General features: G+C 59.9%; 12 protein-coding genes and 1 pseudogene. 7 read left to right on the top strand and 6 right to left on the bottom strand.

What is annotated here, in order from left to right; all coding sequences use genetic code 11:
- Nucleotides 1–85: 85 nt before the first annotated feature.
- On the top strand, nt 86–916 hold the full coding sequence (locus QA644_RS25195; RefSeq protein WP_283073751.1) for an MBL fold metallo-hydrolase: 831 nt from the start codon (nt 86–88) through the stop codon (nt 914–916).
- Here QA644_RS25195 and QA644_RS25190 read toward each other — a convergent pair.
- Nucleotides 898–1,677: a polysaccharide deacetylase family protein gene (locus tag QA644_RS25190; RefSeq protein WP_283073750.1), complete on the bottom strand. Its 780-nt coding sequence runs from the start codon at nt 1,675–1,677 to the stop codon at nt 898–900. The genes QA644_RS25195 and QA644_RS25190 overlap by 19 nt on opposite strands.
- Nucleotides 1,674–2,762 (bottom strand): glycosyltransferase family 4 protein, encoded by a 1,089-nt coding sequence (locus QA644_RS25185; RefSeq protein WP_074071586.1) that lies wholly within the window; start codon nt 2,760–2,762, stop codon nt 1,674–1,676. Before QA644_RS25185 ends, QA644_RS25190 begins: the two co-directional genes overlap by 4 nt.
- Nucleotides 2,763–3,064: 302 nt before the next feature.
- On the opposite strand from QA644_RS25185, the gene QA644_RS25180 reads away from it, so the two are divergent.
- Nucleotides 3,065–4,783 (top strand): adenylate/guanylate cyclase domain-containing protein, encoded by a 1,719-nt coding sequence (locus QA644_RS25180; protein ID WP_283073749.1) that lies wholly within the window; start codon nt 3,065–3,067, stop codon nt 4,781–4,783.
- On the top strand, nt 4,783–5,661 hold the full coding sequence (locus QA644_RS25175) for an FkbM family methyltransferase (protein ID WP_239601043.1): 879 nt from the start codon (nt 4,783–4,785) through the stop codon (nt 5,659–5,661). The genes QA644_RS25180 and QA644_RS25175 overlap by 1 nt, the downstream gene beginning before the upstream one ends.
- Here QA644_RS25175 and QA644_RS25170 read toward each other — a convergent pair.
- A pseudogene (locus QA644_RS25170) lies at nt 5,634–5,889 on the bottom strand (hypothetical protein); the annotation flags it as partial. The gene QA644_RS25175 and the pseudogene QA644_RS25170 sit on opposite strands and share 28 nt — an antisense overlap.
- 40 nt (nt 5,890–5,929) lie before the next feature.
- Complete coding sequence (locus QA644_RS25165; RefSeq protein WP_283073748.1) at nt 5,930–6,409, bottom strand: class I SAM-dependent methyltransferase; 480 nt, start codon at nt 6,407–6,409, stop codon at nt 5,930–5,932.
- A gap of 123 nt (nt 6,410–6,532) precedes the next feature.
- On the opposite strand from QA644_RS25165, the gene QA644_RS25160 reads away from it, so the two are divergent.
- Nucleotides 6,533–7,708 (top strand): DUF3095 domain-containing protein, encoded by a 1,176-nt coding sequence (locus QA644_RS25160; RefSeq protein ID WP_283073747.1) that lies wholly within the window; start codon nt 6,533–6,535, stop codon nt 7,706–7,708.
- On the opposite strand, the gene QA644_RS25155 is transcribed toward QA644_RS25160, so the two are convergent.
- Nucleotides 7,698–9,038 (bottom strand): nucleotide sugar dehydrogenase, encoded by a 1,341-nt coding sequence (locus QA644_RS25155; RefSeq protein ID WP_283073746.1) that lies wholly within the window; start codon nt 9,036–9,038, stop codon nt 7,698–7,700. The genes QA644_RS25160 and QA644_RS25155 overlap by 11 nt on opposite strands.
- An 11-nt stretch (nt 9,039–9,049) precedes the next feature.
- On the bottom strand, nt 9,050–9,397 hold the full coding sequence (locus tag QA644_RS25150; protein WP_283073745.1) for a hypothetical protein: 348 nt from the start codon (nt 9,395–9,397) through the stop codon (nt 9,050–9,052).
- A gap of 90 nt (nt 9,398–9,487) precedes the next feature.
- On the opposite strand from QA644_RS25150, the gene QA644_RS25145 reads away from it, so the two are divergent.
- From QA644_RS25145 to QA644_RS25135, 3 genes are all read left to right on the top strand, one after another.
- Nucleotides 9,488–10,831 (top strand): adenylate/guanylate cyclase domain-containing protein, encoded by a 1,344-nt coding sequence (locus tag QA644_RS25145; protein WP_239601046.1) that lies wholly within the window; start codon nt 9,488–9,490, stop codon nt 10,829–10,831.
- 146 nt (nt 10,832–10,977) lie between these two features.
- On the top strand, nt 10,978–12,873 hold the full coding sequence (locus QA644_RS25140; protein WP_283073744.1) for an ABC transporter ATP-binding protein: 1,896 nt from the start codon (nt 10,978–10,980) through the stop codon (nt 12,871–12,873).
- Nucleotides 12,867–14,777: an ABC transporter substrate-binding protein gene (locus tag QA644_RS25135; protein ID WP_283073743.1), complete on the top strand. Its 1,911-nt coding sequence runs from the start codon at nt 12,867–12,869 to the stop codon at nt 14,775–14,777. The genes QA644_RS25140 and QA644_RS25135 overlap by 7 nt, the downstream gene beginning before the upstream one ends.
- Nucleotide 14,778: the final 1 nt, after the last annotated feature.

Here is a 14,778-nt window from a genome sequence, read left to right as displayed (position 1 = left end):
GGCACCCCCGAGGAATTCCGCACTTCGCATCAGGGTTAAACTATGATTACGATAGCGCTGTGCGGGAGCCCGATTTTGAAGAACCATGAGTAACGATCAGTTTCAGGTAAAATTTTGGGGCGTTCGCGGCAGCATCCCGGTATCGGGCCCCGAATTCGATCACTACGGCGGCAACACCACCTGCATCGAACTGCGCTGCGGCGGCCACCGGTTGATCTTCGACGCAGGCTCCGGGCTGCGCGAGGCCGGGCTTGCGATGCTCAACGAAGGCGTCACGCAGGTCGATCTGTTCTTCAGCCACTGTCACTACGACCACATCATTGGATTGCCCTTCTTCAAGGCGATTTACTATCCCTCGATCAATGTCAACATCTGGTCCGGCCATCTCGACGGCAAGATGAGCACCAAGGATATGGTCGATCAGTTCATCAGCCCGCCCTGGTTTCCGGTAAAGACCGATATCTGCCAGGCAACGATGAACTTCCGCGATTTCCATGCCGGCGACATGCTTTCTCCGCGCGAGGGTGTGCGCATTAAGACCTACAAACTGAACCATCCAGGCGGGGCGATCGGCTATCGCATCGAGTGGGGCGGCCGGATCGTCGCGCTTGTATTCGACGTCGAGCATATCCCCGGCATTTATGACCCGGTGTCTCTGGAATTGATGAAGGATGCGGATCTGGCGATCTACGACTGCACCTACAACGAAGACGAGATGCAGCGCTTCAAGGGCTTTGGCCATTCGACCTGGCAGCACGGCATCGAATTGGCCAAAATGGCAGGAACGAAACGCTTCGCGCTCTTCCATCACGCGCCTTCGCGCACGGACGAGCAGCTTGGCCAGATGGAAAAGAATGCCCAGGCAGCATTCCCCGGCGCCTTCGCCGCGCGTGACAATCAGGTCGTCGACATCTGATCTTTCAGCAGCTCAGCTGCCGGTTTCCATAAAATCGCCTGATGACTGTTGGCCTCCGAGAGAAATGCCTCGGTAAATTTCCACGCCGTCTCGTCATGCGCGAGGTGATGGGTCAGCAAACCGACCGGCTCGTTTCGACCTTCGAAGCGGTCCTGCAGTTCTCCCACAAGTTCGCTTACAATTTCGTCATGCGGTCGGCCGACGCGCGGCCCCTTTCCGTCCGCTCGCCGTCCCATGATATCGATATGGGTGTTGAGGAGCGGGATCGCCGCCCCCGCAGTCGCCCGGCCGAACGTCGACATGCATTCGAAACCAAGTGCCGGGAGCTTGGGAACAAGGCTGCCGTCGATGCGGTTCCATGGCGGCACCAGCATGGGAATGAACCTGGCCGGATGCAGCCGGTGCAGCGTCAGGAAGCCATCATAAAGTTCGCCAAGCACGGCCTCCGCCGGCCGGTGTCCGCCAAGTTCCTGCTTTTTTTCTTGCGGCGGCGCATAATTCTCGTGCGACCAGCCATGCACGGCAACGCTGACCCCGCTCGCAGCCGAAAGCCGTTGAGAAAGTGCTGGACCGGTCGTTGCCGGGATGACGGCAACGGTCACCGGGATCTTATGCGCGCTTGAAAGGCCGAGCAATCTGTCGAGCGCCGCCGTCGGCTCGATCGCATCGTCATCGCGCCACCAGAAGCGGGCCACCCTTCCAGCCTCCCGCCAGCGCGCGAGTTCCTCACGGAGGGATTTCCAGGTCGAACTGCCGCTCATGGTTCAACTCCTGCGTATCGTTTCAGTATTCTGTCGAGGTCCAGGGCAGCGATCTCCAGCGATCGCTCCTCCAGCACGAAGTGCCGCGCCGCCGCGCCCATTTCCTGGCGTCGCGCCGGATCGTCCAGCAGGCGGCCGGTGGCGGCGGCAAAGGCGTCGATATCGCCATCTGCCGTCAATATGCCTGTCACCCCATCTTCAATGACCGCTGGCACGCCCGCTGTTCGCTGCGCCACCACAGGCAGGCCGGCCGCCTGCCCCTCGAGATAGGCAAGGCCATAGGCTTCACCGCAACCGGGCCAGACATAGATTCCCGATCGAGCGAGCAGACTTGCGACGTCTGACGCACTTCGTTCGCCCAGCCAATCGATGCGGGCGGGCGCGAAATCCGAAAACAGCGCCTCGACTTGCGCCCGCATCGGGCCATCGCCGATGATGCCGAGCGTCCAGGCCTTGTCTTCGATCACGCGCAGTGCCGCAGCCAGCACCTTATAGCTCGCCATCTTGTCGCCGGCGCGCATCATGGCGACCGTCACGAGCCGTTTCGAATCCGGCCGCAGATCGATGTTTTTGATCGATGCCGTGTCGATGAACGGCTTGATTGAAGCAAGACGGGCCTCGGGAACAGCCTGCCCGATCCCTGCCCCGTCGCGTTCCGTGAGCACGATGTTGACCGCCGCCTGCCGGATTGCCGCTGCAACCGTCGCCTGCGCCGATGCCCAGCCGGTGGCGTCGCGTTTGCGGGAATAGGACGCCTCGGCAGTGACGTAGGGAATGCCGAATTCGGCCGCAAGCACGGGTCCGAAAGGATCCGGCGATTTGTAGTACGGGTGATAGCAGAACCACAGATGCGGTTTTGGTCCACGGCGCCACGTGCTTTTTAGCCGGAAAAGCTCCGCCTGCCGCTCGCCTTCAAGCATAGTTGCCGCCTCGGGAGTTGGCGCAAAATTGCGGAACTCGGAGGCGATCTCGACCGAATGACCGGAACGATGCAGCGCCTCGACAAGCAGCCGTGCCATCAGGCGGTCGCCGGATGGTGTCGGATGGTTTGGGGATTTCAGCGGCGCGTAAAATGCAATCCGCATCAGGACGCTCCATTGAGAAAGCGCTTTATTGCGCCGCCCATCCAGCCTATCGCAAAAATTACCGCTATTGTCCGTTTCCTTAAAAGTTACTGATAAACATATGCAATGTGATCGTGGCTGGAGAAGATGGCATTTCGCTTTCACCTCAACATCTCTAGAGCATGATCCTCGAAGCTGTGAAACGGTTTTCCGCAGGTCACGCTCCAGCGTCTCGAACTGGTGGCGGATTCAGATTTAGGAAAAGACGATCTAAAGTTAACCGACTTTCGGCATATGCAGGTGAACGTCAAGAACGGAAATGAATGGCAACCATCGCGGACACAGGCATTTTTTCGGAGCGCAACATCCGGCGCGCCCGGCTCGGCTCAGGCCTTGTCATGTTCACTTTCGTGGTCCTCCACCTGTCGAACCATGCACTCGGCCTCATTTCCGTCGCTGCTGCCGATGACGGCCGCCGGCTGTTTGTCGCCCTCTGGCGAAATCCGCTCGGCACGCTGATCTTCTACAGCGCGATCTTCATTCACATCGCGCTGGTGCTTCGCTCGCTATACATGCGTCGCAGCCTGGTCATGCCAAACGGTGAAATGGCCCAGATCGTGCTCGGCCTCGCCATCCCGCTGCTCTTGATCGATCATGTGATCGGAACCCGTATCGTCCATGAACTTTACAGATATGCCGACAACTACGAAACGGTCGTTCGCCAGCTGTGGATCCTCTCCTTCGGCAACGGCATCCGGCAGGCAGTCGCGCTTATCGTCGTCTGGATCCACGGCTGCATCGGCCTGCATTTCTGGCTGCGCTACCGGCCTTGGTACGACGGTCTTGCACCGCTGCTTCTGGCGCTTGCCATCCTGCTGCCCGTGCTTTCGCTGCTCGGCTTTATCGAGATGGGCCGCACGATCGCCGAGCCGGACTATGAGGGTCTTGTCGACACCGGGCGCTATCAGGAAAACCTGAATACCCGCTATTATTCCGACCCGCACGCCCAGCGGCAGATCGCGATGATACGCGCCGGGCTCTATGGCAGCTTCTCGCTGGCGCTTCTGTCCGTCGTCGCCGCGCGCACCCGCCGCAAGTGGAAGGAGCGCACTGACCAGATTGCCGTGCGCTATCCGGGGGGTGAGACGATCAAGGTGCCACGCGGTTTTACGGTGCTGGAGGCGAGCCGTCTCGGCGGGCTGCCCCATTACTCGGTCTGCGGCGGCAAGGGACAGTGCTCCACCTGCCGGGTTCAGATCCTCGGCGATTACCAACGCCTGCCGCAACCTGATCAACTGGAGCAGAAGACGCTCGAGCGCATCAATGCGGCGCCGGACGTGCGTCTCGCCTGTCAGCTGCGCCCGGACCATGACATCACCGTCGCGCCACTTCTGATCCCGGCGACCGAAACGGCCCTTCCTGCCAACACGCAGGAAACAAGTCCTGGCCGGGAGCGTGAAATTGCCGTGCTTTTCTGCGATATTCGCAATTTCACGAGTCTGACGGAAACCCGATTGCCTTTCGACATCGTTTTCCTGCTCAACCGCTACTTCGCCCTCGTCGGCAAGGCAGTGGAACAAGCCGGCGGACGGATAGACAAGTTCATCGGCGACGGCGCCATGGCCCTTTTTGGCATCGGCACTTCGCCCGGCGAGGCCTGCCGCCAGGCGCTGAAAGCAGCCGAAACGATCACGTCGGAAATTGAAAAACTCGGCGCCGAACTCGCCGATGAACTGACGATACCGCTTCAGATCGCGATCGGCATTCATTTTGGACCGGCCGTCGTCGGGACGATGGGGTACGGCAGGGTGCGAAATCTCACCGCCGTCGGCGACACGGTAAACGTTGCCAGCCGCCTTGAAAACGCCGCCAAGGAGTTCGGTGCAGCGCTCGTCATTTCCGAGCCTGTGGCCGATCTGTCGGGCGCCGATATGCGCGGCATCGAAAGCCGCGACATCAGTGTGCGCGGCCGGGCGCTGCCTTTGAAAGTCTATGTGATCCACAAGGAACGGGCGGGTGGGCCGCTCAATGGGAAAGCCTGATGGCCGTTGACGCGTTGGGATCAAAAAAATACTGGCGAAAGCGCCTGCGCAGAGCGCGGAACGCCGTGGCAAGCCGCTTCTTCGACACGCGCTTCGGCCGGCGGTTGCTCATCGAGAACATCGGCCCGCGGGTCGTTTCCATGACCGTTGATGCCGGCGATCATCTGATGACCTTTTCGCCATCCGACTATATCGGCCGCAAAGTCTTCCGGAAGGGGCATTTCGAGCGCGGGAACGTCGATCGGCTCCTGGCGGTGCTGCGCGAGCGCGGCCTTTTGCGAAAGGACGGCGTGCTGCTCGAGCTTGGCGGCAATATCGGCACGCAGACGGTTTATTTCGCGCTGAGCAACGCTTGTTCGCGCATCGTCAGCGTCGAACCTGATCCTCGCAATTTCCGGTTGCTGCAAACCAACATTGGCCAGAACCGGCTGGAGCAGACGGTCACGCTCGTCAACTGCGCCGCAGGCGAGACTGCAGGGGAGATCGACTTCTTTCTCAACGCAACGAACCATGGAAAGAGCAGCGCCATTCGACGGAGTTCATCGGATATGAAGGTGAGCGTCCCGGTAAAGCCGGTGAGCGACATCCTCCGCGAGGCAGGTCTCAATCCGGACGACGTCAGCCTCGTCTGGATGGACATCGAAGGCTACGAGCCTGTCGCCTGCCGCTCCATGGCTCCGCTGATGTCGCGGCGCGTGCCGCTCTACATGGAATTCACACCCATTTTCTACGGCCTTGAACAGACCCGCGATTTCGTAACGATGCTTGCCGGCTGCTATGAGGATTGCGTCGTCTTCTTCGAGGAGGGCGAGCAGGAAATGAAGGTCCGCGACCTGCCAGGCGGCATTGATCAGTACGACGTCCTCTTGCTGCCCTGATCCCTCGCTTGCGGCCCCCCGGCGTGCACATGCATGGCAAGGGATAGATGGCAGTTGACGCCAGCAAGGACGGCCGAAGCCGACGCAAGCGTGGCGTTATGCGTCCGCTTGCCGCATCGCTGGCGGCAATGACGTCTTTGACCGTCGTCTCCTGCTTGTCATCGGTGCGGATGACCGGACCGAAGGCGCCTCATCGAATGCACAACCGAGCTGCGCAGGAAGTGGGCTCTTGGCCTACGGCACGGGAAACCTGCGCACCTAAGCAGGCTTATTTCCTCCGGTAGAGAAAATACCGTCCTTCCTTGATGCCGTCAGGCAGCGGCAGCGGCTCAAGCTCCGGCCAATCGAGCGGCAGACCGCTGACGGCGACGCCGCCCCTTGTAAGAACGCCGGCCACCAGCTGCGGCAGCCAGGTCAGCGTTATTGCATCGATCTCGTCATGGCCCGTCCCGATATCGGCATGGGCAAGTGCTGCACCGATACCGATGAAGGCTTGGCCGCTTTCGCGGATATCGCCCGTCACCATGTCGTTGGCAGGCGGGGTCGAGGCCGAATAGGAATGCACCTCGCGATCGAATGCGATTATGCGGCGGGTCGGGAAGTGCTCGCGCAAATGATCATAGGTCCGGCCGTTTCCAAGGCCGAACTCCAAAACCGGACCTTCTGTCTCCTTCACCAGATCACAGATGGAATTGAGGATGTCGCGCTGAGCCGTCAAACGGCGGATGAAGCTGTCGAGGCGGCTCATCTATGTCCTTGTCCGTCATTCATTTTTGCAATCCGGTGCTATCACATGAAACCGCGCAAAGTCGACCACCGTAAATCAAAATGCCGTTGCCGCGGCGACACGCGTCTGTGATAAGGTCGGATCATGAATGCCGTTCCGGATCAACAATTCTTCGCGACAGTGCCGGTCTTCACCGATTTCGAGGACGTGACCGATGCTGGAAACTACCGGCCACTGCCGGACGGCTGGATTTTGGCGCTTGCTGATATCGTCGGGTCGACGCAGGCGATCGAAGCCGGACGCTACAAGGACGTCAACATGGCGGGCGCCTCTGTTATCTCCGCCGTCTTGAATGCCGTCAGCAAGGGCGATTATCCCTTCGTCTTCGGTGGCGACGGGGCACTCATCGCTCTGCCGGGATCACTCGAAATGATTGCGCGCGATGCTCTCGCAGCCGTACAGATCTGGGCCGAAGAAGAGCTCGGCTTCATCTTGCGCGCCGCCGTCGTGCCGCTCGCCGATATCCGCCGCGAAGGTCTCGATGTCATGATCGCACGTTATTCCGCGAGCCCCTACGTCAGCTACGCGATGTTTTCAGGAGGCGGCAACAGCTGGGCCGAACGGCAGATGAAAGACGGCAACTACGCCGTTGCGCGCGCCGCGCCAGGCACCCGGCCGGACCTCGCCGGCCTCTCCTGCCGCTGGAACCCGATTGAATCGCGACATGGAGAAATCGTCTCCATCATTGCCGTTGCCGGCGCAATGGGTGCAGGCGCGCAGTTTCAGCAACTGGTCACGGCAATCGTCGCGATTGCCGCCGAGCAGGGCCGAGGCGGCCATCCGATACCCCCGGAAGGTCCCAAGCTGTCCTTTTCGATGAAAGGCATCGATCGCGAAGTCAAGGTGACTGCACCGAAGGGAAAACGCTTCCTGACAAAGCTCTTCATCGTGCTTCAGCTCGCCCTCCTTTCCGCGCTCTATAAAATCGGGATGCCGCTCGGCAAATTCGACGCCCAGCGCTACAAGGAGGACGTTGCCGGAAACTCGGATTTCCGCAAATTCGACGACGGGCTGAAGATGACGATCGATGTAGATGCCGCACGTCTGAGGCGGATCGAAAAGCTGCTCGATCAAGCGCAAGCCGGCGGCATTGCCCGCTACGGCCTGCATCGGCAGAAATCAGCGCTGATGACGTGTTTCGTGCCGACGCCGCTCTCACGCGACCACATGCATTTCATAGATGGCGCAAACGGCGGCTATGCCGTTGCCGCCGCCAAGATCACCGGCAAGGCTGTTTCGGCGGCAAGCGTCACGCCTTGATGACGTGACCTGCCGAAAGGCCGAGCCGTTTGAAGACGTTTCGCGTGTCGACAATCAGCGGCGCGTTTTTGACAAGCGTGGCGTAATCGACCTCATCGTGATCGGTTGCGACCAGCACAGCGTCGTAATCTACCAAGACCTCCGGCGCCAGCGCCACGGATTTGCGTCCTTTCAAGGCCTGATGTTCGCGGGTCGGCGGAATTTCAGCCACAAACGGATCGTGATAATCCGCCTTGGCGCCGCGCTCCTCAATGATCTCGATCAGGCGTAGCGACGGGCTCTCGCGGATATCTGCGACATTCTTCTTGTAGGCAAGACCGAGGACCAGAACCTTGCTGCGGCTCAGTGCCTTCCCGCAACGGATATCCAGTGCTTCTGCAAGTTTGCCGACGACATAGCGCGGCATCGCCGAATTGATCTCGCCTGCAAGTTCGATGAAGCGCGTCGGCAGTTCGTACTCGCGGGATTTCCATGTCAGATAGAACGGATCGATCGGAATGCAGTGGCCGCCGAGTCCGGGCCCAGGATAGAACGGCATATAGCCGAACGGCTTGGTCTTGGCCGCGTCGATCACTTCCCAGACATCGATGCCCATCGCCGCATAAACGGTCTTCAGCTCGTTGACGAGTGCAATATTGACCGAGCGAAAGATGTTCTCCGTAAGCTTCACCGCTTCGGCCGTCGCGTTGGAAGAAACCGGAACCACGGTTTTCACCGCCGCGCCATAAAAGGCTTTCATCAGGTCTAGCGCTTCCGCGCCGTCGCCAGCGACCACCTTCGGAATGGTCGCGGTGTGATAGTGCTGGTTGCCGGGATCCTCGCGCTCTGGAGAAAAGCCGACGAAGAAATCCACGCCCGATTTCAGGCCCGTCTTTTCCAGGATGACCTTCACGACGTCGTCCGTGGTGCCGGGATAGGTCGTCGATTCCAGAACGACGAGCTGACCGGCACGAAGATGCGCTGCGATCGAGCGTGACGTCGCTTCGACATAGGAAAGATCCGGATCGCGATGCTTCGTAAGTGGTGTCGGCACGCAGATGACGATGACGTCGCAGGCTGCAAGGCCAGCAAAGTCCGTCGTCGCCGAAAAGCGGCCCGCCTCCCTCTCGGCGGTCAATGCCTCGTCTGCCACCGCGTCGATATAGGATTTGCAGGCATCGAGCGCTACGATCTTCTTCGGATCGATGTCGAAGCCAGTCACTTCAAAACCGCTTCGCGCAATTGCAATCGCCAGCGGCAGGCCGACATAGCCGAGCCCGATGACGCCCGCACGGGCCGAGCGGTCTTTAATCTTTGCGGAAAGGTCGGCGAAGGAGGATGGGCTGGCCAAGACAGATCTCTTCAATAAGAGGAAGTTAGGCCGTGAGATAATGCAAGATCGCCGAGATTGAAACCCGCCGTCTTCCAACGGCGATGTGAAGCCGGCGTGATCGCCTTGCCCGCATCGGCCCCGCATCTGCCAGGGCAGGTCTTTCCGGTGTGACCGAAAAGACTCGCAAGCTGCTCGAGATGATTGTCCAAGCGGAGAAAAATGCGCCGATGCCATTGTTTCGCATTCCCGGCGCGCCTATTTAAATCGAATAAGTGAATGACGGAAAGGGCTGCCCGTCCTCCCGGTTTTTGTGGGTTTGACAGGTACGTCTGCCGGTTCCTCGGCAGATCGTTGACACGATAATACCGCTCGTCCATCTTGAATTTCCGCCCTGCGCACGACAGTGCCGCGGGCCGGTTTTCTATCGTCTTCAGGAACGGACGTGCTTTATGAGGATAATACCAAGAATGAGCACGATCGAATCCAGCGTGTCCTCCATCCTTCTGGACCGCGTCGCCGAATGGCTGACAAATTCCTCGCTTGCCGGTGATGATCTCGAAAACATCGTTCGCGGGTTCTGCGAGCGGATTGCTGCCGCCGGTCTCCCGATCGCGCGCGTGCACCTGACCTTTTCGATGCTTCATCCGCTCTATGACGCTTTGGGCTTCACCTGGCGGCGTGCGAGCGGCGTCACGATCGAAGGCTACCGCCATTCGGTGGGCGCAAAGCCCGACCGCTTTCTCCAAAGCCCGTATTACTATCTTCTCGACAACAATCTACAGCATATCCGCCGCCGCATCTCGCTTGATGGCACTGCGGAATTCCCGATTTTCGAGGACCTGCGCGCCGAGAAGATCACCGACTATCTCGCCTTCGTGCAGCCCTTCGGCGACGGTTCCGTCCAGGGCATGATGGGCTCGTGGTCGACGGACAATCATTTTGGCTTTTCCGACGACATGATCGATGCGCTGCTGCGCATGCAGAACCATCTGGCCGTCGCCGCCAAGATGGCCGTGCTTGGCAAGCTCGCTAACAACATGTTGACGACCTATCTCGGCGGCGACGCAGGCAAGCGCGTGCTGAACGGCCAGATCCGCCGCGGCGACGGAGAAACGATTCGGGCCGCCCTTGTCATGGGCGACATGCGCCAGTCGACGATGTATGCCGAAAAGGAAGGCCGGCAGGCCTATATCGACACGCTGAACGAGTTCTTCGACGCGATAGCAGCACCTTTCAACCGCAACGGCGGCGAGATCTTAAGCTTCCTCGGTGACGGCTTTCTCGCCGTCTACCCCTGCGGCCGTCATAAGGATCCGTCGAAGATCGCCTCGCAGGCGGCCCTTTCTGCCGTCCATCAGGCGCAGGCCCGCGTTGCCGAGCTCAACAACGAACGCGCCGAAAAAGGTCTTGGCGCGATCAATTATGGCATCGGACTGCATATCGGCAACGTGATGCTCGGTAATGTCGGCCTCAAGGACCGCCTGACGTTTTCGGCCTTCGGTTCGGCCGTCAACGAAGTCCAGCGTCTGCAGGCGCTGACGAAGAAGTACAATCGCGAGGTCGTCGCAAGCCAGGCGTTTGCCGGTTACTGCGGCGGTGAATGGACGACGCTTGGTGAAGAGAAGCTGCGCGGCATCCGCCAAAAGGTGACGATCCTTCAGCCGCGCGCGCCCGCACCGGCACGCGCCATCGACGGGGATTTCCGCGAAGTCGCGCCAAATGGCCTTTCCGAAGCCGAACAGGTCATCCTCCTCCACCGCGATGCCAAGAAGCAGGCCAATCGCGCGACGGCCGAGGGATTCGTTCAGTAAGCTGCGGCTGAAATGCTTGTTTTTGCTTTTGTAAATCAGACGAAACGTGTCGGTTCCCCATGCCCTGTCATCAACTGGACACCCCGATTGCGGTACGATAGTGTGCCTTAACGGGAACACAAAAGAGACTGGGGAATATCGTTGGTATGGCGTCCGCGTCCGACTTATTGCGCATCGAGAATCTCGACGTCTCATTCTCAGTGTTCGGAGACAAGCTGCGCGTTGTAAAGAATGCTGAACTGCGCATTCTTCCGGGCAAGGTGACCGCACTTGTCGGGGAATCCGGCTCCGGCAAATCGGTCATCAGCCAGTCGATCATGGGCATCCTGCCGAACGCCGCAAAGGCGACCGGCCGCATTCTCTTCACCGATCCGCTCAACGGCGAGACCACCGATATCCTGCAGTTCGGCCGCGACAGCGAGGAAATGCGGGATTTGCGCGGCAAGCGCATGGCGACGATCTTCCAGGAGCCGATGACGTCGCTCTCGCCGCTCCACACCATCGGCAACCAGATCAGCGAGGTGCTGCTGATCCACACCGATGCCGACAAGATCGAGGCACGCAAAAGAACCGAGGAGATGCTTGGCCTGGTCGGATTTACCAATCCGCAGCGCACCTACGACATGTATCCGTTCGAGCTTTCAGGTGGCATGCGCCAGCGCGCGATGATCGCAATGGCGCTGATCTGCAAACCCGCTCTGCTGATCGCCGACGAACCGACCACGGCGCTCGACGTGACGATCCAGGCGCAAATTCTCGAGCTGCTGCGCGACCTCCAGCATAAGCTCGGCATGGCGATGCTGCTTATCACACACGATCTCGGTGTCGTCGCCAACATGGCAGACGAGGTCGTCGTGATCTATCACGGCGAAATCATGGAAGCTGGACCCGTCAATGCGATATTTCGTGATCCGCAGCATCCATATCTCAAGGGCCTGATGGCTGCCGTGCCGCATTTTGACATGAAGCCGGGCGAGCGGCTGAAAGCGCTGCGTGATGTTCCGGTCAATCTGGAATCGTTCCTCGGCAAAAAGCGAATGGTGGGTGCGAAAGGGCCGAAGCTTTTGCTTTCGGTCAACAATCTCTCCAAGACGTTTGCGACGCGCAAGCGCAGTCTTTTCGGCAGAGGTCAAGCGGCAGTCGTGCGGGCCGTCGACGACGTCAGTTTCGATATTAGGCGCGGCGAATGTCTGGGGCTCGTGGGCGAGTCGGGCTGCGGCAAGACCACCGTCAGCAAGATCCTGATGCGCGCAATCACGCCCGATGGCGGCTCCGTGATCTTCAATGACGGCAAGGACGTGATCGACGTCCTTTCCGTCAAGGGCGACGATTTGCAGGCGCTGCGAACCAAGATCCAGATGGTGTTTCAGGATCCGGTCTCGTCGCTGTCGCCGCGCATGACGGTGCGCAACATCCTGAGCGAGCCGCTGGAAATCCACGATCGCGGGGACAGCGCCGAACGCAAGCAGAAGGTCGAAGCGCTGATGGGCGCTATCGGCCTCGACCGGCGTTACCTGAGCCGCTATCCGCACAGCTTCTCGGGTGGCCAGCGCCAGCGCATCGGCATTGCTCGAGCCCTGGCTCTTGGTCCCAAACTCATCATCCTGGACGAGCCGGTCTCCGCCCTCGACGTTTCCGTGCAGGCGCAAATTCTCAATCTGCTCAAGGATCTGCAAAAAGAGCTCGGCCTGACCTACCTCTTCATTTCGCACAATCTCGCCGTCGTCGACTACATGGCCGATCGCATCGCCGTGATGTGCAAGGGCCGCATCGTCGAAATCGCCCCGCGCGAGATCATCTTGCGGGATCCGGTGCATCCCTACACGAAATCGCTGCTTGCCGCCGTCCCCTTCCCCGATCTCGACCGGCCGCTCGATTTCGAAGCGTTGCGCAAAAATGGCGCCGCCGACAAACAGAACTGGGGCATCACCTTCACCGCCGAACATGACGATGCGTCCGAACTTGCCTATGCCGATCTCGGCAACGGTCATCTGGTGCGCGCCCGCAAGGGTGCAGATGCAAAGGAACTGCGTGCATGGTAACCCGCCGAACCTTTCTCGGCGGCCTTCTTGGCGCAGCCGTCGGACCGGCTGCTGCACGTGATATGGGCGACCGCGATATTGAGCCGGAATTCCTGCGTGACCTTTTGACAGCAGATCGCATTCCGCCAATGCCCGAGCGATTGCCGAAGCATCCGCGCATCATCAACATGAAAGAGGCCGGCCTGACGCCCGGCGTCTACGGCGGTTCTGTGCGCACCATCATCGGCGCCGCCCGCGACATCCGCTACATGACCGTTTACGGCTATTCGCGTCTTGTCGGGTATGACAAGCACCTGCGGTTCCAGGCCGACATTCTCGGCGGCTATACATCGGAAAACGATAGCATCTTCACCTTCCACCTACGCGAAGGCCACAAGTGGTCCGATGGGCATCCCTTCACGGCCGACGATTTCCGTTACTGGTGGGAAGACGTCATTTCCAACAAATCCCTGACGCCCGGCGGCGGGGCGCTGGAGCTGCGTCCGCAGGGCGTGCTTCCGCATTTCGAGGTGCTCGACGAATTCACCGTCCGCTATAGTTGGGACAATCCCAACCCGAATTTCCTGCCGGCGCTCGCCGGCCCGTTGCCGCTCGTCATCTTCGGTCCCGCCCATTACCTCAAGCAGTTCCACAAAAAATACCAGGATGACTTCCGGCTTTCCGCACTCATGCGGGAAAACCGGGTGAAGAAGTGGGTTGATCTGCACATCAAGATGTCGCGCGCCTCGCGTCCGGAAAATCCGGAGCTGCCGACGCTCGATCCATGGCGCAACACGACAGCGCCGCCAGCCGAACAATTCGTTTTCGTGCGCAATCCGTTCTTCCATCGCGTCGATGAAAACGGCATGCAATTGCCCTATATCGACCGCTTCATCCTGAACGTCAGCTCGTCGTCGATCATCGCGGCCAAAGCGGGTGCGGGGGAATCCGACCTGCAGGCGACCGGCATCGACTTCAACGACTATACCTTCCTCAAAGAGGCCGAGAAGCGCTTCCCGGTCAAAGTCAATCTCTGGAAACAGGCGCGCGGATCGCGCATCGCGCTGCTCCCGAACCTCAATTGCGCCGACGAAACCTGGCGCAAGCTCTTCCGCGACGTTCGCTTCCGCCGGGCGCTGTCACTTTCGATCGACCGGCACGAAATCAACATGGTCGCCTTCTACGGCCTCGGCAAGCCGAGCGCCGACACCGTTTTGCAGGACAGCCCGCTTTATAAGCAAGAATACGCCGACGCCTTCATTCAGTTCGATCCGGATGAAGCCAACCGCCTGCTTGACGAACTGGGTCTCAAAGCGCGTGACGGCGAAGGTTTCCGCCTGCTGCCGGACGGACGGCGAGCGGAAATCACCGTCGAAACTTCCGGCGAAAGCACACTCGATACCGACGTGCTCGAACTCGTCCGCGATCATTGGAAGAATATCGGGCTTGCGCTCTACACGCGAACGTCGCAGCGTGACGTCTTTCAGAGCCGCGCCATGAGCGGCACGATCATGATGTCGACGTGGTTCGGCATTGAAAACGGCGTTCCGACCGCCGACATGGCGCCAAGCCAGCTGGCGCCGACCGTCGACGATCAGCTGCAATGGCCGATCTGGGGCATGTACTATTTGTCTGCCGGCCAGGAGGGCAGCGCCCCCGACCTGCCTGAGGCGGTCGAGCTCGTCGACCTCCTGAAACAGTGGGGTGCCACTGCCGACTTCCGCAAGCGCGAAGCGATCTGGCACAAGATGCTGTCGATCTATACGCAGCAGGTGTTTTCGATCGGGCTCATCAATGGCGCGCTGCAGCCGATCCTGCGTTCTGCCAAGATGCAGAACGTGCCGGAGCGGGCGCTCTACGGCTTCGATCCAACGTCTTATCTCGGCATTTACATGCCGGATGCTTTCTGGCTGAAGGAGGCGTGAC

Origin of the sequence: Rhizobium sp. CC1099 (assembly GCF_029714385.1) — a bacterium.
In the GTDB taxonomy this organism is placed as follows: domain Bacteria; phylum Pseudomonadota; class Alphaproteobacteria; order Rhizobiales; family Rhizobiaceae; genus Rhizobium.
Note: the sequence above shows the minus strand (reverse complement) of the source record. Positions and strands in the feature narration are given on the sequence as shown.